An 18,591-nucleotide genomic window follows, 5' to 3' on the forward strand; every position below is an offset into this window, starting at 1 on the left:
AAACAAATTGATTATAAATTATTATTAACTATAAAAACGAAAAGTTATGAAAAATATTAAAGCGACATCGGAGATTCTGAGCGTGTATAACAACATGCTGGCTAAGGCTGATAAACTGACAGACGAGAAATTGAGAGACGAAGCACTGGCTGAAGCAGAAAAATACAAAAACGGTTTCGACTGGTCAGATGTTATCTTCTATGAGGATGGTAAGGCAGGAGTAAAAAATGTATTGGGAGAAATTCTTGTTCCGGCTAAGTTTGACAAAATAGCATTCACATATTGCTATTTCGTGAAAAATATGCCTTATATTGTTATTAATCATGGCAACTTCGGAATGGTAAAATCTGACGGCTCCGGAGAAATGCTTGCTCCATGCGAGTATCATGAGATTGCGCCGTTGATATATTATGGCTGCTTTATTGTAATGGCTGACGACTATTGGGGCTTGATAAATTCCGACGGACGGATTGTGGCCCCTGTTGAGCATGATGACATTCAGATACTTGAAGATCAGTTTGCTGTGTTTAGAAAAGATGATAAGAAAGGACTTTATGCCTTTGAGAATGATGTATATGTAAGTCTTGAATATGATGACATAAAGCATGACGACATAGATGAGCCGATTAAATTTATCCGTGACGGAAAGACATTCTATATAGACACGGAAGGTAATGTCTACGATGACGCAGAAGACAGCGAACACTTATTGCTCGGTGTTCAGAGTGATCCCGTATAAAGATTAAATTAAGATATAACGTTTTCGCATACATTGGTGCGAAGGCGTTATATCTACATATCTTTTCTCGTCAAGATATGTTCTCGTGTCTTCTTCAGCAAAAACATACAGGTACTATTTACAAACGAAAAATATTGAGAAAATGAGACATACATACAATTCAGAAACCGAATTAGCATCAAAGAGCAAGGGTAAGTCAACCCGCTTGAAGCCGATACCAAAGAAAGATATGACAATGATGAATTGTCTTGAAAGAATATTGGAGATTGTTGCAGGTGAGTCGTTAAGTGCGGCGTCAATAAAGAGAGCACAAAGGTATATTCAATATGTTGCCGAACGTCAGAAACTAAACAGTATGCAGACTGTGCTAATGGCTCTTTATATTAACTTCAGCAATGATCCGTGCATAACTCTTGCCGATATCGCAAGTGAACTTAAATGTAAAAATCTGAAGATATTGTGCTATCAGAAGGAGATTGACGAACTGGAGAAAAAACGTATCTTGCGTAAATCCGGCGCACATGGCCCGTTTGACGGTTATAAGATAAACGACGGCGTGATGGACGCTTTGGTGGCAAATGAGCCGTATGTATGTAAACCGCGTAAGGCTTCTGATTTGTATGAACTGTTTTCGTTTGTATATAATTTGCTCAGTTTACGCAAGATGGAAGAAATTGACACGGAAGAACTTGTTGTTGAAATAAACGAGTTGTATGATGAAAATAAAGAAATATGTTTTGTCGATGGTCTCCGTAAGCTAATCTTGGAGGATGAATCTGTCCTCTTGTTGTCACAGATGGGAAGATGTCTTATGAACAGCAACATAAAAAATGTTGCGCTGGATAATTTTATTTATTTGTTTGACGAGGAGTCTGTACGCGCCCGTCAGTTAAGGGCATTGCAGAATGGAAGTCATGAACTGATGAAGCTTGGACTGATAGATTTTTCAATGAGCAATGGCTTTAAAGACCGCGGAACGTTCATGCTTACCGACAAGGCACGTAAAATTCTTCTTGACAACGTAAAGATTGCATGTTATGACGAGGTGAATGACGAACATACGGACATATTGAAGCCTGACGCGATTAATGAAAAGCAGATGATATTCGATAATACCGTCTCTGAGCAATATGACAGACTGTGCGGACTGCTTAGTGATAAGAATCTGAATACTGTTCGCCAAAGGCTTGAGGAGAAGAATATGAGCAGAGGATTTTCTATACTTTTCTATGGTGCGCCGGGAACCGGAAAGACTGAAGCCGTTAAGCAGATAGCCAGATGTACCGGGAGAGAGATTATGCAGATTAATATCTCACGGATGCGTTCTATGTGGGTTGGGCAAAGTGAAAAAAACATAAAGGCTGTTTTTGACAATTACAAAGAGATGTGCAAACGTTCTGAGCGTATTCCGATTTTGCTTTTCAACGAAGCAGATGCCATTATCAGTTCTCGAATTGACAATGCAAAAAACTCTGTTGACAAAATGGAAAATTCTATTCAGAACATCATACTTCAGGAAATGGAGAATTTCGACGGCATACTCATTGCTACTACTAACCTTGTTAAAAATTTCGACAAGGCTTTTGAACGACGTTTCTTGTATAAAATAGAGTTTACAAAGCCAACAGAAAAGGCCAGAAAGAAATTATGGCAGACTATAATGACAACTATTGATGACAGTTCTGCTGCGTTTCTTGCAGGTAAGTATCAGTTCTCTGGAGGTCAGATCGAAAATGTGGCGCGTAAAGCTGTAGTCGATTCAATCCTGTATGGCGAAGATAATGTCAATCTTGCTAAGATTGAGGAATATTGTAAAAACGAGGTTATAGGAAAATCAAATAAGGTAAGAATAGGATTTTAGCTTTTTGCTTCGTGTCATAACCGGTTGGTAAGCAACAATGTTTTTTGTTCTTTATTTATATGTTGCTTCTGCCGGTTATTATTGTTGTTGCTTGTTTCCTCATGGCGTATTGTGGTGCGTCATGAGGACAACATATGAAAGTTCTGGGATTTAAAATATCCAACATTCAGATAGACTGTTTTTATATTGTCTGAAAAATTTATATATTTGCTTCTAATTAATATTTATGAATTGAAATTGGCTGGAAAAAATAATATGCAAAACACAGATATTATGTATCATGGCTCACATAACTATTTTACTGAGTTTGACTTGAAGCATGTCTTGGAGGGAAGCGGAAAGATTAAGTTCGGTTATGGTGTGTATGTCACTTCAAAATATAGTTCTGCTGCCCATTATTCAGGTCAAAAAGCACAGTCAGAAGGTGAAAACTTTGTCTATACCGTGGCAGTGCCTTCATTGACGGATGATAATTACATAATGTTTAAGCAGCCTGTTAATGCTAAGATTGTTATGCGTACAGAAAATGTGCTTGGTGAGAAAATTCCTGATAAGGTTAAGGCTGACGGGAAATTATTCCGTAAATATCTGGCAAACACACTTACTGGGAATGATGACTTTATCGGAGAGAAAGCCGCTGCCGAGTTTTTGGATAACAAAATCGGTGTCGACTGTATTGTGTGGCCATATTCGTGGCGAAATCCTTCTCTTGGTACAAATCGTGCGATTTTTAATGTCAACAAAATAGAGATAATAAGGATTGACCGGGTTTGTCTGGATGCAAGTAAACATCTTATACAAGACTCTGTCGTCCCGGTTTTTCAATTAAAAACGAAGTATAGCAGATATGAGTTTTTATAGCATAGCGCCATTCATAGAAAAATACTATCCACAGTATTATTCTATCAAAGATTATCCGAAAGAGCAATGTGTAACCATACATAAAGTTAAAGAAGTGTGGGGCATATTAAGTAACTTCGGACGGACTCCAATAGTAGTTAACGGTGTTGAGTTTAAGTCTGCTGAGCAGCTCTTCCAGATGATGAAGTTTAAGGATAAGGATGTTTTGTTAGATATATATGGTGCCGGCAATCCGAAGATGAAAGCAAAGAAATGGGAGAGAACTTACAGGCGCAGCGATTGGGGACAGATGATTGTTGACGCAATAAAGTTCTGTCTTCAATGTAAGTATGATCAAAATGCAGATTTCAGGGAAAAACTTAAAGATACCGGCAACAGATATATAGTTGAGGATCAGACAACGTTCCGTAAAAAGTATGCAGATACTTGGGGCGTAAAATTGGTTGATGACAAATATGTCGGTCCAAATCTTCAGGGACGTCTGCTTATGGAGTTAAGAGACAATTGTAAGTTGACTTATAGTTTGCCTGATGACGCATTGGATTTTGTAAATTTGCTGAAATAAATAGTGTGGATATTTTTATATTAAACTGCTTTTTAGGTGGCTGTATTAGATATAATAATAAGCCCCGAAACATCATTATTTGAGCACATAAAAAGTCGTGACAATGATGTTTCGGGGCTTATTGTTTTTTTGCCTGACGTGTGTCACTCAGGAGTATTATTCGTCCTCATCCTCCTCAACAGCCCGTGCTTCCTTAAATTTCTCTTTCATAGTCGGGTTGTTGTATGTAAGTTTCTTTATTGTCAGGCTGTCTGCCTTGTCGTTGGCAAGGCGGAGGTTGCGCTCGGAGCCTACGAGGGCCTCTTTTATCTTTTGCAGGTGAGTTATCGACTTGTCTATCTCGTCGATTGCTGTCTTGAACTTCTCGCTCGCAAGGCGGTAGTTGTTGGCAAACTTCTCCTTGAAGTCGTTGAGGCGGCTCTCAAAGTTGGTTACGTCTACCGACTGGCTGCGCGCAATAGCAAGCTGGCGCTGATACTCTATGCTCTTCTTTGACGTCTGCACAAGTAGCGTTATCAGCGGGAGGAAGAACTGCGGACGGATGACGTACATCTTCGGATAGCGGTGCGACATGTCAACGATGCCCGTGTTGTAAAGCTCACTTTCAGGTTCGAGCAGCGACACAAGTACGGCAAATTCGCATTTCTTTGCTTTGCGGTCGTCGTCGAGTTTCTTCAGGAAGTCCTCGTTCTTGTGCTTCGTCGCAGTCTGATCCATTTCGTTCTTCATCTCGAACATAATGGAGATATATTCAAAGCCGTCTTCATAGTCGCGGAAGATGAAGTCGCCCTTGCTGCCGCCCGATGCGTCGTTGTCTTTCTCAAAGTAGGCGTTGGGGAATAGCGGGCGCATGCGGTTGAACTCCGTGCTGCAGTGTATTTCGAGCGTCTCGCCGACCATCTTTGTCGACATCCTTGTCTTCAGGTCTTTATAGTAGTCAACCTCTTCCTGCTTCTTTTTCAGCTGTATCTCGTAAGTTTCCTTTATGCTGTTCTCACGCAATGCGGCCTCATTCTTCTGCTGGTTCACCATGCCCGTAAGCTCAACAATCTTGTTTTCTTTCTCCTTCAGAGCGTCCTGCGCCTTGCGTTGTTCCTCAAGCACGGCTATCTGACAGGCATCCTTACTCTGCGAAATGGTGGATTTCAGTTCCGAAATCTCCTTGTCCTTCTTTGCCAACTCACCGGCCAGCTCGAGCGCATTAGTCTGCACCATGCTCTCAATCTTAGCCTTCAGTTCGGATATCTCCTGATTCTTTTTGTTCATTTCTCCGGCCAGTTCGAGTGCCTTGGCCTGTGCCGTGCTCTCAATCTTTGCCTTCAGCTCAGATATCTCCTGGTCTTTCTTGTTCATCTCTCCGGCCAGTTCGAGTGCCTTGGCCTGTGCCGTGCTCTCAATCTTAGCCTTCAGCTCGGATATCTCCTGGTCCTTTTTGTTCATCTCCCCGGCCAGTTCGAGAGCCTTAGCCTGTGCTGTGCTCTCAATCTTAGCTTTCAGTTCCGATATTTCCTGGTCTTTCTTGCTCATCTCTTCAGCCAGTTCAAGCGCCTTCGCCTGCGCCATGCTGTCTATCTGAGCCTTCAGCCGTTCTATCTCAGTATTCTTTTCTCCTATTTCAAGGTCCTTTGCCGACAGCTGCTGTCCGAACGTCTGTTCCGACTTCATCACGTCGGCCTTCAGTTCTGCCGCATATTGTTTCCTCACCTCTTCAAGTCTGCGGTTGAGTTCGTCGTTAAACTCGGCGTTCTTAACCTGACTGACGATAGAAGCATAGTCGGCCTCGTCTACCTGAAACACGCTCTGACATTTAGGACATCTTATTTCTTTCATATCATCGAGTTTTTATATTTACGTACAAATTTACGGATAAAACGCGAGAAATGCAAGCAAACCATGTTATATGTGAGGTTGGTGCCTGAGGCTTATGTAAAGGTGAGAAAAAGAAAAGTTGTAAAATTTTGAACAGTAATATATATAAAACATACTTAACTGTTCAAAATTTTACAACTTTTATGCCGTCTTAGTGTTTTAGCCTTCTATTTGCTCTTCATTCCGAGGAGCTGGCGAAAGGTGAAGTTTTTCGGGGTGTCTGTCTTCCGTCATTTCTCCTTTTCTTTTTTATCTTCCAGACAGTCAGCGTCATCTTCTTCATCCTTGTCGTCCTCTTCCGCTTTGTTCGGAATAACGGAGCCCTTCGGGTCGTTGGTCTTCTCGGTGTTCATCCATTGGCGTATGGCTGCCATTCTGGGCAGCAGGCGGATTACGGGCAGGCGGTAGTGGTGAATAATGATGAGCATCATCATCAGTATGCCTATGGCCGTCATGTAGCCGTAGCACTCTTTTATGGATATCATCACGGCCTGCTTGGATATCACAGCCATCGTGTCGCTCCACGACGGCAGGTCGAACGGCATCACCGTTCCGTCCATGTTGTCGGCCGCGTTAAGGCTGTTCTTTGATATCGACCAGTTGTATAGGCGCTGCACCGTGGCCGAACCTAAGGCCGTTCCTATGCCACAGCGTATATAGCCTATGGAGTTGAGCCCGAAGAAAAAGTGAGAGAAGGGGAGCGACTGCGACAGATATACGTTAGACGCCGAGCCTATCATCACCTCAGACACGCCAAAGGCAAACAGCGGGATGAAGAAAGCCTCTCTGTTGGTGTCGCCGTCGATGAGAAAATACATCGACACTTCGTAAAAGGTGAGCAGCATAAGCGCCACAATAAAGTATTTCTTGAATCCCCAGTGCCACTTTACGAATGTGGCAAAGGCCAGCAGCGAGCCTACCACCACGCCGTAGAGTATGGGCCAGTTGAGCGATATCGTGTTGAGCGAGTCGTATTTCAGCACAGATGACAGATATATCGACTGCAACAGCTTGGGCGCAGCCTGAAGAATGCCAACGCCGAGCAGAAGCAGCATGAGATGCTGCACTGACCTGAACTTGAATATAGACAGCGGCAGATACGGCTTCTCGTGAAACTTCGACCGGCACAGTGCTGCGGCAAAAAACGCCAGCGTTATGCCCGTGGCCTGCCATATAGTGCTGCTCATCCACCAGTCGTAATGCTCGCCATAGGTGAACAGCCACATGCCTGATATCAGGAACGCGCTCCAGAGGAAAAGGCCTATGAAGTCGACACCCTTCAGCGACAGAAACGGACCCGGACGATGGTCGGGTTTCATCATGAAATATACTATGCCGCAATGAATCATCATCAGCGCTATGACAAACAGGTTCATCAGTCTCCAGTTGCCGTAGTATGTAAGATACGCCGTCGTTAAGCCTGAAAGATATGTTCCGCCGCACACCATGATGTAGACAACAGGGAAGAACACGGCATAGTTGCGCGACGGCGTTACGCATAGACGGAACACGCTCGTGCAGCCAAACATGCCCAGCATCTTGCAGAAGCCCGCAATGAAGGCCAGTCCCCATATCATCCACGGCTCGGTTACCGACATGGTAAAGGCGTTGCATATTATTATTCCGATGGCAGAAACGAAAAACAGCTGCCGCGTGTACATATAGAATTTCAGCCTGTACATCACCGGGAAGCACACCGTTATGCCGCCCAGGGTGCAGTAGCCTGCCATCTGTATGTCCTCGTTGAGCAGTGCTATCTCGCTTACAATCTGGTTTGAGTATGACGTGTTGATGCTTCCCACATACTGATACAGGAAGCCGAACGCCATATACAGCCAGAAGCGCAGCCGTGGCGGCACCCAGTCTTTATACATCAGGAGCTGCCGCGTGCGTATCACGGTGTTTGTCGTATGATATAGCTTGGCCATTATCAGTCGATCATTTCACATTCAACGTTCAGGCCGGCACGCAGCCGCCTTATGTTCTCTTTGCTGTTCTCCTTCGTGAAGCGTATCTTCACCGGCAGCCTCTGTTCCACCTTCACAAAGTTGCCTGTGGCGTTGTCCTGTGGCACTATGGAGTATTGTGCCCCCGTGGCGTTCGACATGGCCTCTATCACGCCCACATATTCAATGCCCGGTATGGCGTCTACGGTTATCCTCACGCGGTCGCCTGGCTTCATCTTTGCCGTCTGTGTCTCCTTATAGTTGGCCACAACCCACACATCGTTTTCGTCAACCACCGACATCAGCGTCTGTCCGGGCTGCACGAGCTGTCCCTCCTGCAGCGTTATCTTCGATGTGTATCCGTCTGCAGGTGCGGTTATCACGGTGTACGACACGTCCAGTGCGGCATAGTCCTTGCGCGCCTTGGCCAGTTTTATGCTTGCGTCCTGCTGTCCCAGCTTCTTTGTCTGTTCGTTCTTGGTCAGCGACGTTGAGCGTTTCTGCCTGCACAGCATGTCATATTCGGCCTTTGTGCTTTCATATCTTGTCTTCACGTCGTCATACTGTTTCTGCGTAACGGCCTTGTTTTTCAGCAGCACCGAGTAGCGTTGCAGGTCGCGTTCGGCGTTTTCCAGTTCGGCCTTTGTGCCCAGTATCGACGCCTCGTTCACGCCTATGTTGCTTTCCGTGGTGCTTATCGCCGAGCTCATCACCGTCTTGCCCGACACGGCGTTCTGCAGTTCGGCTTCGGCCTCAGCCAGCTTCAGCCTGTATTCTCTGTCTTCGAGTATCACCAGCGTGTCGCCTTTATGCACGAAGGAATATTCCTCAACGCACACCTTCTTGATGTAGCCCTGCACGCGTGCGTTCACCGGCACGATGTGTCGGCGCACCTGAGCATTGTCAGTGAAAGTTGAAACGTTGAATTTTATAAACTGTACACATATCCACCATATACCTATTGCCAGCACAGCCAGAACCACGATGTTCTGGATCATTCGTCTTGTCTTGCGGTTCATGTTTAAAAGTTTCCTGAAATATATTTTAGTTGATAATAATAGTACACCACATTCACGCGTGCGTTAACCAGTCTTACCTCGGCGTCGAGCTTTGACGTCGATGCGTCGAGCATGTCTGTCAGCAGCGACAGGTCGGCCGAATAGCGCTGCTCCACAATCCTGTAGTTCTCGTTGGCCAGTTCTACGTTCTTTTTCTGCGTCTCCACCTGACGGCATGCCTCGGTGTAGTATTTGTACATCTGGTCCACCTTTCGGTCTATCGTTTCCTTTTCAGCCTGGCGGTTGTCCACCAGCTTTGCCGTCTGCATCCTTGCGGCGTTGAGTGAGGTGTTGTCTTTATAGAAGGCCGACAGGTTCATCGACAGCTTCACGCCCACCCACCATGTGTTAATGTTGTTGTTCTTCACGGGAGCGCAGTTGGTTATCGGCCCTTCGAGACTGTTGCCAGCCGTCAGTCCTATCATGGGCATCATGCGGCTGCGCACAATCTTCTCTTCGGTCTTTGCCTGCGAGTAGGCCAGGTCGAGCCGTTTCAGCTTGGGCGACATCTCGGCCTCCTGTCTCCAGTGGCTTGCTCCAAGGTCGGGCAGATTCATCTCGTCCGTGCCGAGCCATGGCTCTATCATCGTGCCTTCGTCAAGTCCGAGATACACCAGCAGACTGTAGTTAAGATGCTCCACGGCGTTGGCCACGGTGCTTCTGTCGTAAGTAAGGTTCGACAGGGTCAGTTCGTAGCGCGTAACGTCGTTTGCCAGTGCCAGCCCCTGTTCAGAGCGCACCTTCATCTCCTCAATCAGTTGTTTTGTCAGCTTGATGTTCTCGTCGTACACACTCAGCAGGTTGCGGTTTTTCAGAAGACTGAGATAGCAGTCGAGCACCTCCATTTTAATGTTATCCGTAACAATCTTCAGGTCGGTAGATGCCATCTGTGTCTGATATCTCGTCTTCTGTATTCCTGCCGTTATCTCACCTCCGGAGTAGAGAGGCTGATAGAGCGAAAGAGAAAGCAAGTTGCCCAGATGGGGCATTGCCGAACGTGTAGGGTTCGAAAAGTCACGCTCCAGAATTGTTGCATCCCCCAGATAGTTTACTCCTGCTTCCAGACCGATGTCGGGCAGTCGCTTTGCCCTTGCGTTCTTTTCTAGTTGTCTGGAAATGTTCACATCCTTTTGTGCCGCTTTAACTTCTACATTCGATTGTTCCACTCTTCTAAACAATTCGTCAATTGTCATCCTCAACTGTTTCTGAGCGGACACCAGGCACGCCATAACACTGTTGCCGGCAAATAATAACAACACGGCTAATCTCCGTAATCTCATACTTTATGTCGCTTTTTTGGTGTGCAAAATTACGGATTTAACTTTGATTAAGACTATTCTATATCCGCCCTAAATTTGTCATATACGAAACAAATAGCCTCATTTTGTCCATTTTTCATGTTCTTTCTGCGTTATTTCTCTTACCATAAGCCCCAATGCCATGTTAATGATAATGTCTTAATAATTCTGTTATTTGTTAATTATTTTTGCAATTGTCTTGTTGGGTATATTGTTATTTGGAGTTAAAGGAGTTATCGCCAACAAGTTGGCTAGGAGCATATTTAAGTGAAGAACGAAGAGTGAAGAGTGAAAAATCCAAATGCTAACGTAGTGCTTGCGACAATAATCAACAAAACTAATGTGCCGGCGGATCTGCGCTCCGCTGGAATTAAATATAAGGATCTCTGATCCGCTTAAAGTACCGCTTGTTTAAGTGAATAGCAGGCGCAAAAGCGCAAATATAAATGAAAAATTAAAAGTGAAAAACGTGTATGCCAAGCTAGCATAAGACTACATAATAATACAAAATATGAAGTAATCGGATCACAGATCCTTATATTTAATTCCGGCGGAGCGCAGATCCGCCGGTACATTAGCCAACGTAGTGCGTGTGAGAAGAAGCTACAAGGCATTTGGATTTTTCACTCTTCATTCTTCACTTAAACACGCACTACGTTGGCTATTGTCTTAACTCCTTAACTCCTTTAACTCCTTAACTTCTTTACTCCATAACTCCTTGATTACTTTTACTTACGTTCTGCGCCTCCTCTATATTCCGTAGGCGAGACGCCGAACTGTTTTCTGAAGAATTTGCCGAACGAGGCCTGGTCGGCGAAGCCCAGTCTGTAGGCTATCTGTTTCACGGGCAGGTCGGTGCAGTCGAGCAGCCGTCGCGCTTCGGTTGTCAGCATGTGCGCTATGTGCTCGTTAACCGATCGTCCCGACACCTTGCGCACTATGCGTGACAGGTAGGTTGACGACACGTTAAGCTGCGACGAATAAAACAATATGTAGTGCTCTTTAAGGTAATTGCCGATTAGCAGTTTTCTGAACTCGCGGTAAATCTCCACGGTGTGCGGCACCTTCGATGGATCTGCAGCGCATCCCGCCCTCAGTATCTCGGCAAAGCGCAACAGCAGCAGGTTAGACAGATGCAGCATCAGGCCGTTGTAGTGCAACTGCTCCGTGTTGATGTCAGAATAAAGCCCTAGCATCGTCTGCATACATTCCATTTCGCTTTCGCTCAGACTCCTTATCGGCAGCGCGTTCTCGTTGGCAAACGAAATCATCTGGTTATACACGGGCGCATAGGCCGACAGGTCGTCAAAGTATGCCGGCATAAAGCTCACGCCTTCCATCATGAAGTCGTCGTCGGCATCGCTCAGCGACACCACCATGTTTGGCGTCAGAAAAGCCATAGAGTTCTTTTTTAGTGTCTCCGTGCTGTAGTTTACCGAGAGCTTCACCGTTCCGCTCTTCACCAGCATTATGCTGAACGAGTCGCTGAGCATGGGCGCAACCTTATATTCCGTGCCCATGCCGGCCTTAGTGCTGAACACCGCAACCTCATCGCATGGCATCACGGTTTCATATCCCTCATGCCTTACCTCGTCAAAAAACGTGTCGTGAACGCTATACATCTTTCCGCAAATATTGTCTTTGGCATACAAAGGTAGTGAATATTTGGGAGATTTTCTGCAATCTCAATATTATACCGTCTCAATTCCATCAAACGTGGTGTCGATGAAAGTATATTTTATCATCTTGCTTGTATCTATCATTTTATAGTCGTCAAAGAGCTTTCTGATAAAGCGTAATTTAAACGCTAAGCGTATATCGTCTTTGTCTGACTCATCGTCTGATTGTTTCGCTTCTTTGGCTGTGATAGTCCTTATTCCGGTTATTTCGTATAGGTCACGTATGCCTTTTCCTTTAAAATATGGAATGAAATAGTGTAAATCGTCAAGTGCTATCGTCGTTGGGAATTGGCGGCCTGTGTAGTATAGGTCTGCTTTTCCGTCAATGAAGTTTTGATAATAGTCTTGGCGGTTGTTAGGTTTAACAAAGCCAATAAGCACTCTGTTTCCAACATCCACGAACGTACCTTTCTGGGGTATCACATTTTCTATTATTTTCTGTGATTTTGTCTCAATTAAGTTCTTTATAAACTCTTCCAACAGTTGCCTGTTTTGTTCGTCTTTAGGACGCAAAGGGAACGCACCGATATTCACGGCATCTATGCTCTTATAGAATGTTGCATCCTTTATATTGTCATGTTTACCGTCGCCCGGGAATAGGATATATCCGCCAATGACTTCTTTTTTAAGAACATCAGCTGATTTAAGGGCATCATCCGAATAGTCTTTATAATAAATAGCATCTCTGTAACGGTGCATTTGGTTAATAGCATCATCAGGCGGTACATCCACACCGTTTCTGTCTTTACCTCCTATACGATATTTTGCATCAAAGAGATATGTCATTTTCATATTCTCCTCGATGTCATTTTTTGTCAGTCTTAAAATAATATCCGGCTTTTGCGGAACAGTCTTTACAACAAGTTCTTTTATTCCTGTTGCGTTGTTTTCGTTTTCCGTGTTTTTCGGATTATAAACCAATTCGGCTAATTCTACGTTGTCTTTTTTAAACAAAATGCGTGAATGTTCTCCTTTGCCTAATTCCCATGTAAACAGGCCATTCATCTCCATTCTGTTTTTTTGCTCCACATCATCGTCGTTCAGATGCAGCTGTTCTTTCACGATATGGCTTACTTCAATGAAGCACCATATCTCATACAGAGTTGCAATGTCCTTAGTCTGAAGTTTATATATGCCATCGTTTAGCGAATACGCACGGCGTAAAAGATTCCATGTGCGGTAAACCTGACTATAGCCGGTAGCTCGTTGCAGAACCAGGCTTTCCTGATTTAACCCTTTGAAACTGCCTATTGTTCTGAAAAACGGATTGTTCTGTAAACGCTTTAGCGTAGCTGATACATTTTCCATTTCATGTTTCATAGTATCAGATGCACCTTTCAGACATTCAATCTGTCTTTTTAAAGCTTCATATTTACTTGCAATCTGTGTCAGGGCAAATTTCAAGAATCTGTTTTCTTGCGTGTCGTTTGTCTGTATTTGTTCTTCAACGCAATACAGGTGTGCATATTCTTGTTTATGTTCAGCCAGTTCATTTTCGATATATGCAGGAATGTGTTTCAGCTTATCGGCTCTCATATACGACTTATGCCCATGAAGCCTGTGTCGTGGCCGTTCAATGATGTTCTTGCAAGCCTTGATAAATTTCTGTTGTTCGCCTGAAAATATGCTCCACCAGATAAGTTCAGGTGTATCCTGATTCTTATCAGGGGTGAATCCGTGAAATGTTCTTCGCAGATAGTCTATCGAAAGCATGTGATATTCACGTTCAATATCTTCAATTATGGCTTTCCAATGCTTGTGGTAATCGAGTTTACTGCTTAAAACTTCAAATGAGAAACAGAACTTGCAAGTTTCTTTTCCGACTTTATATATAAACTTTATTTCGCTGCGTCCAATATCGTTGCCATAGTTGATGTAGCCGGCTAATGTATGTCTGCGGAAAGAAAACTTCTCATTGTCGCTTTGCAGGTCAGAACCCCATTGTGCATTATTAACATAATCATTAAATTCTACCCATATTGGATAGTCAGTGTTGTCAAAGAATATAGCTTGGGCTTGTTCTTCTTTATTTATAGTTGTTATTTCGTCTGAATCGTTGTGTATAACAACCGACTCTACGCCATCTGACCATGAATAAGTAGACACGAGGGCATCTTCGCCAAGATTATTCTTGGCTTTATCCCACGTTTCATCAAATTTGGCACATTCAATGTACAGTGTGAAGTCTTTATGTCGTATAGTGAGAAGGTCCATTTTAACTCCAAAAACTTGTATAGCCTGAAACTAATTTTTTTTTCATTTCTTTCAATTTCAACAAAGATACAGAGTCTTCTGTTTTGAAGTCTTCGTATATACTCTTCAGTCCTTCTTCAATTGTTGTCTTAAGGTTATCTAAGAAAGTGTTTGTAACCTTTGTTTCATCACCTTCAATACGTGAGAGTATTTTCATACTTGTTATCTCGTCCAATGCTCTCGCTATGACAAAATCTTCTGACAAATCGTTTCCTTGTTCGTCCTTGTTGTAAGGTAAATTATTTACCACATACAATAAGAAATCATTTCTTGTTCTGTAGGCAATTTTAAAAGACGTGTCAAGAGCATTATTGACAGCTTGTAAATATGTCAATGCTTTATCACACACATCTTTATAACCTTCATATACATCAACTCCTTCAACTGCGGTACCAATAAGTTCTTTTTCCCCTAATTTACCTATTTGTTCGTGTCGTTCAGTTAATCCAGAATATAAATCCACTTCGTTCATTTCTATTGTCATGGCTCTGTCCAACACTTTGCGTGAGAATGAGAATGTTGTTTCATCCATGTTAACAGTGCCTACTACAATCAGATTTTGCGGTATAGATATACCTTCTGATAAGAATAGCTTTCTAAGTGCCCATATATTCGTATCAGAACATCCTGCCAATAATGTGTCTACTAAATTTTCATACCATTGTGCAGGTTTCAGTTCTTTTGTATTTTCATCTCTTTCGTTTTTATATTCAGGCTTGATTAGTGCATCAGTTACAATTTTACCATCTTTATTTTTTTTACGAGTTTCAATTACACTTAAATATTCTGCAAAATATTGTTCTACCGGTGCTAAATTCATTTCATCTAGGCACAGAAAATATGGAACTTCGGGATGTTCCCATGCTTTAACAATAAATTTAAAAAAATCTCCAGCTATAAATACAGGTTGTCCACTAATACGACTTATATAGCCAATCAGTTCACTTGAATCATGCCAATTTGGCTTTACCTGAATCATTTCATAATTTATAGGTTTTTGTGCCTTGAATTCATCAGAATCTTTATCCCAATAAGCACGAGCTAATTCACGTACTATACGGCTTTTTCCTGTACCTGAAATTCCTGCAAGTAAAAGGAATGGTTTTGATTTAATTGCTGTAATGTATGGACGATAACTTGGGCATATGTTTTCTGTATGTTCAGGTTGTGATCCTAAATTTAAAGATAAAAGCATATGCTTCTCATCTTTTTCAAATAAGTCAAGAAGAGCATCATATTTTTTGTCATCACGTGGTATAGTACGAACGCAAAAACTTCTACCTAATTTTTCGAAGATTAGAAGATCTCCTTCATGTAGTTTCTCACCTTTTTCAGTAAGAAAAGTGTTAAGTTTTGTACTCCATCTTACATTTGTTGCGGGTTGAATATCTATAATTTCGAATGAGCGAAGATCACTAATGTGACAAATGTTTATGCCTATATTTTGGAATTTATCAATATTTGATTTTGGAACATTAAAAAAATTGATAGCTATATATTTAGGTATGTCTATTTGTTTTCCTTCGGCTTGAATCTTTGAAAGTTTACAAACATATATTACGTTCATATTATTATCCATTAAAATGTTTAAAAAATGCTTGTTTGTCATCGCGGTTATTTAAAACATCTATTTTACCGCTTTTATGAACAAGAAGTTTCATATCATTATTATGATCCACTTCTATAATTTGAGAATATTCATTGAGAACAAATTTTACACATCCAACGTTGCCCATTTCGCCTCCAAACAATGCGGCACCGGCAGTAATAAGATTAGGCTTATCAGGATGGTTTTCAAGGTAATCAACTAAACCGTATAATAAATTGATAGATGGGGTAATGTTAATGAATCCTCTCTTGGTAAAAGGATTTGGAACGTAATACCTCTGCATCCATTTCTCCATATAGGCAATTGCTTCTTTTTCTGTAATATCATGATCGAAGCGTGGAATATACTCATTGTCATCTTCATAATATAAACCAAGTTGTAATGCAAGTTGATAAGGTGTTCTAAAAAATGCTCCATTATAGAACTCACTCATGTATTCACGAAATTTATCTTTGGTTAATCTTGTCTTGGGCAAAATGCTCACAAGTTCTATTACCGTGTCGATTGAGGCGTTTCTCCATTTACAAAGTGGGTCTGATTTTGTTTTTGGATATTTAATCATGTTACGACCACTTTGATTTTTTGTGCTTGTATGGTATTCTTCCATATTATTTATTTTTGTTATTCCAATAATTTATTAAAGCCTGTTCTCTTTTTTCTATTTGATGAAGTAATTCATCATCAAAATGAGTTGGATATTTTTTCTTTTCAATTAATTTATCAACTTTGACAGACGTATATCTAATACCTCCTGTCATCTTGTCAAGTACATCTAAATAGTCTTTTCCTAATATATCCCATTCTTTTTCATCAAGAATGTTTTCTTCTGCTGCTATCTGAATAGTCCATTGTTCAGCAAATGCTCTAGCAATATTAGGGAATGTTTTGCTTCTCCATTTTTGTCGTTCAACCGCACTTTTGGTTTTAGTAAAACCATCAGAATACCATTTTGGTTGAGATTTACCACTGCCAAAGTAAATGCGCTCCCCATGATCTTCAGTTTCTTTTGAAGGATGAATAGGACGAAGATTTTTTATCCAAAGACATGTATTTTTTGAATATGGATCTCCAAACATATAAGGTTGTATAGACTGATCAGGTTTTCTCCAACGAGTACTCATGATGCCAACAGGATTTTCTATGGCAATGCGTTTTACATCTGCTCTTGCTAGAAAAAGGAAAAAATTTACACCGTCTTCTCTATCCTGTACGCGATTGGGATAACGAGGATGTGGTCTCCTTTTTTCTATAGGGAGGTCCTTGTCGTCTGGGTGATAATACCATTGAGCGCCGCTGACAGCAAGATATGTACATGGAGGATGTCCTATCATTAAATCCCAATTTCCGTCAATTATAGCTTGCTCACCATTTTGTAATGTAAGGTCTGTTTTATTGAGTACAGTTGTCACATCATGGTTGAAGTGCCATTCAGGATGAGGATCTTCTTTGTTAGTTCCAAATATAGTACCGCTACACTGAAATAGGTCACAGCTATATGCATTGTGTCCTAGTTTACGAAATGCACGACAACATGCCTGACTTTCCTCACATGCAATTAATATATTAAGTTTTCTTTTCATTAACTTTTTTCATTTAAGACATCATACATTGCTTCTGCAATACTTTTTGCAAATAGTACGGGTACGGCATTTCCAATCATTTTGAAACAATACGAATTTGATCCTATAAATTTGTAGTCCATAGGGAATGATTGTAATAAAGCAGCTTCTCTAATAGTAATACTCCTTAATTGTTCGATATCAGGATGTATAAACATATATCCATCTTTATTTAAATGGGCAACAATTGTTGGTGATGGCTTGTCCCATTCTAAGTTTCTATATTTAACATGATTTGATGTATGTCCTGTTATTTTGGTGTAGAAATCCATTTTCTCTTTCTGAGAAGATTTATTCATATTGTTTGCAAGCCACTCTACAAATAATTTTTGATCACGTTCACCATGATAACGTGGAATATGAAGATTTATATGTTCACCTGTTAGTTGTTCATGCGAAACATTACTTCTGCCAATTTTTTCAATTTGAGCTTTTGGGGTTAGTTTGGGCATATCCCCAATGGCATCGCGGACTGTTTTATGAGGCAACTTGCTCTTATGACGTGTTAGCGAATCATAGAAATCTTCCGTATTAAATTTTGTATTGTGCTTGGTTCCAAAAATAATAATACGATTGCGTTTTTGTGGAACATCAAAATCTTCTGCGCAATATACTGAATCTTTTAATAATTCTGGAGTGCGTATATCATAGCCTATAGCTTTGAATGCTTCATATATTCTAATTCTTACAGGTATGTTACCAGGACAAGCACTTAGTAGGCCAGGAACATTCTCAAAGACAAAAGCTGTTGGCTTGAAGTGGTCAACAATCTTTACAAAGCTTTCAAATAAATAGTTTCTGTAGTCATATTTCATAGAATTTGGGTCCTGTGCACGTCCTGCAATAGAATAAGCTTGGCATGGAGGCCCGCCAATTATTAAATCTACTTTATGACCATTAACCAAAGCTTCTAAACCTCCGTTCACTATGTCTATATGGTTTTCCTTTTCATATATTTTCTTTGTTTCGTCGCTCCAATTACCATGAATAAGTTCTTCTGTTTTTTGAACATCAAATTTAATAACACGTTTTTTTGCGTCATCTTCAGTGTGATGCCACTTGTCTATTAATCGTTGACGTAAAGTATTTATCATCGGAGTTTCCCATTCAACGTGAGCGATTCCTTCAAACTTTCCTGTTTGAAGAAATCCTTCACTTAGCCCCCCACATCCAGCAAATAGATCAATAAATGTATATTTGTTTTTTTTTGTCATTATTGGATTATCCCTTGTTT

Annotated in this window: 14 protein-coding genes; 4 read left to right on the plus strand and 10 right to left on the minus strand. The window is 41.6% G+C overall.

What is annotated here, in order from left to right; all coding sequences use genetic code 11:
• Positions 1-46 precede the first annotated feature (46 nt).
• The 4 genes from ACZMIG_RS05900 (at position 47) to ACZMIG_RS05915 (ending at position 4,026) form a co-directional block, all read left to right on the plus strand.
• Complete coding sequence (locus tag ACZMIG_RS05900; protein WP_487889241.1) at positions 47-739, plus strand: WG repeat-containing protein; 693 nt, start codon at positions 47-49, stop codon at positions 737-739.
• 142 nt (positions 740-881) lie between these two features.
• Complete coding sequence (locus tag ACZMIG_RS05905; RefSeq protein WP_053397867.1) at positions 882-2,600, plus strand: ATP-binding protein; 1,719 nt, start codon at positions 882-884, stop codon at positions 2,598-2,600.
• A gap of 255 nt (positions 2,601-2,855) precedes the next feature.
• Positions 2,856-3,461 (plus strand): hypothetical protein, encoded by a 606-nt coding sequence (locus ACZMIG_RS05910; protein WP_487889242.1) that lies wholly within the window; start codon positions 2,856-2,858, stop codon positions 3,459-3,461.
• Positions 3,448-4,026: an NADAR family protein gene (locus ACZMIG_RS05915; protein ID WP_487889243.1), complete on the plus strand. Its 579-nt coding sequence runs from the start codon at positions 3,448-3,450 to the stop codon at positions 4,024-4,026. Before ACZMIG_RS05910 ends, ACZMIG_RS05915 begins: the two co-directional genes overlap by 14 nt.
• 156 nt (positions 4,027-4,182) lie before the next feature.
• Here the strand turns inward: ACZMIG_RS05915 and ACZMIG_RS05920 are convergent, their stop codons facing one another.
• The 10 genes from ACZMIG_RS05920 to ACZMIG_RS05965 all read right to left on the minus strand — a co-directional run bounded on the left by ACZMIG_RS05920 (position 4,183) and on the right by ACZMIG_RS05965 (position 18,571).
• On the minus strand, positions 4,183-5,856 hold the full coding sequence (locus ACZMIG_RS05920) for a DUF2130 domain-containing protein (RefSeq protein ID WP_418874573.1): 1,674 nt from the start codon (positions 5,854-5,856) through the stop codon (positions 4,183-4,185).
• Positions 5,857-6,125: 269 nt separating this feature from the next.
• Entirely contained in the window at positions 6,126-7,823 is a 1,698-nt protein-coding gene (locus tag ACZMIG_RS05925) for a hypothetical protein (protein ID WP_487889244.1), read from the minus strand.
• A gap of 2 nt (positions 7,824-7,825) precedes the next feature.
• A complete protein-coding gene (locus ACZMIG_RS05930; RefSeq protein WP_021853812.1) occupies positions 7,826-8,860 on the minus strand; it encodes an HlyD family secretion protein in 1,035 nt (344 codons plus the stop codon).
• Positions 8,861-8,862: 2 nt separating this feature from the next.
• Positions 8,863-10,179, minus strand: a complete 1,317-nt coding sequence (locus tag ACZMIG_RS05935) for a TolC family protein (RefSeq protein ID WP_487889245.1) — start codon at positions 10,177-10,179, stop codon at positions 8,863-8,865.
• A gap of 746 nt (positions 10,180-10,925) precedes the next feature.
• A complete protein-coding gene (locus ACZMIG_RS05940; RefSeq protein WP_487889246.1) occupies positions 10,926-11,819 on the minus strand; it encodes a helix-turn-helix domain-containing protein in 894 nt (297 codons plus the stop codon).
• A 69-nt stretch (positions 11,820-11,888) separates the two neighbouring features.
• A complete protein-coding gene (locus ACZMIG_RS05945; RefSeq protein WP_487889247.1) occupies positions 11,889-14,090 on the minus strand; it encodes a DUF2357 domain-containing protein in 2,202 nt (733 codons plus the stop codon).
• A gap of 1 nt (position 14,091) precedes the next feature.
• Positions 14,092-15,696 carry an McrB family protein gene (locus ACZMIG_RS05950; protein WP_487889248.1) on the minus strand — a complete coding sequence of 535 codons (1,605 nt, stop codon included), beginning with the start codon at positions 15,694-15,696 and terminating at the stop codon, positions 14,092-14,094.
• A gap of 4 nt (positions 15,697-15,700) precedes the next feature.
• Positions 15,701-16,345: a hypothetical protein gene (locus tag ACZMIG_RS05955; protein WP_487889249.1), complete on the minus strand. Its 645-nt coding sequence runs from the start codon at positions 16,343-16,345 to the stop codon at positions 15,701-15,703.
• Position 16,346: 1 nt separating this feature from the next.
• Complete coding sequence (locus ACZMIG_RS05960; protein WP_487889250.1) at positions 16,347-17,318, minus strand: hypothetical protein; 972 nt, start codon at positions 17,316-17,318, stop codon at positions 16,347-16,349.
• Positions 17,318-18,571, minus strand: a complete 1,254-nt coding sequence (locus ACZMIG_RS05965; protein ID WP_487889251.1) for a DNA cytosine methyltransferase — start codon at positions 18,569-18,571, stop codon at positions 17,318-17,320. The genes ACZMIG_RS05960 and ACZMIG_RS05965 overlap by 1 nt, the downstream gene beginning before the upstream one ends.
• Between the last annotated feature and the right edge of the window lie 20 nt (positions 18,572-18,591).

The sequence above is a fragment of the Xylanibacter sp. genome (assembly GCF_057607445.1).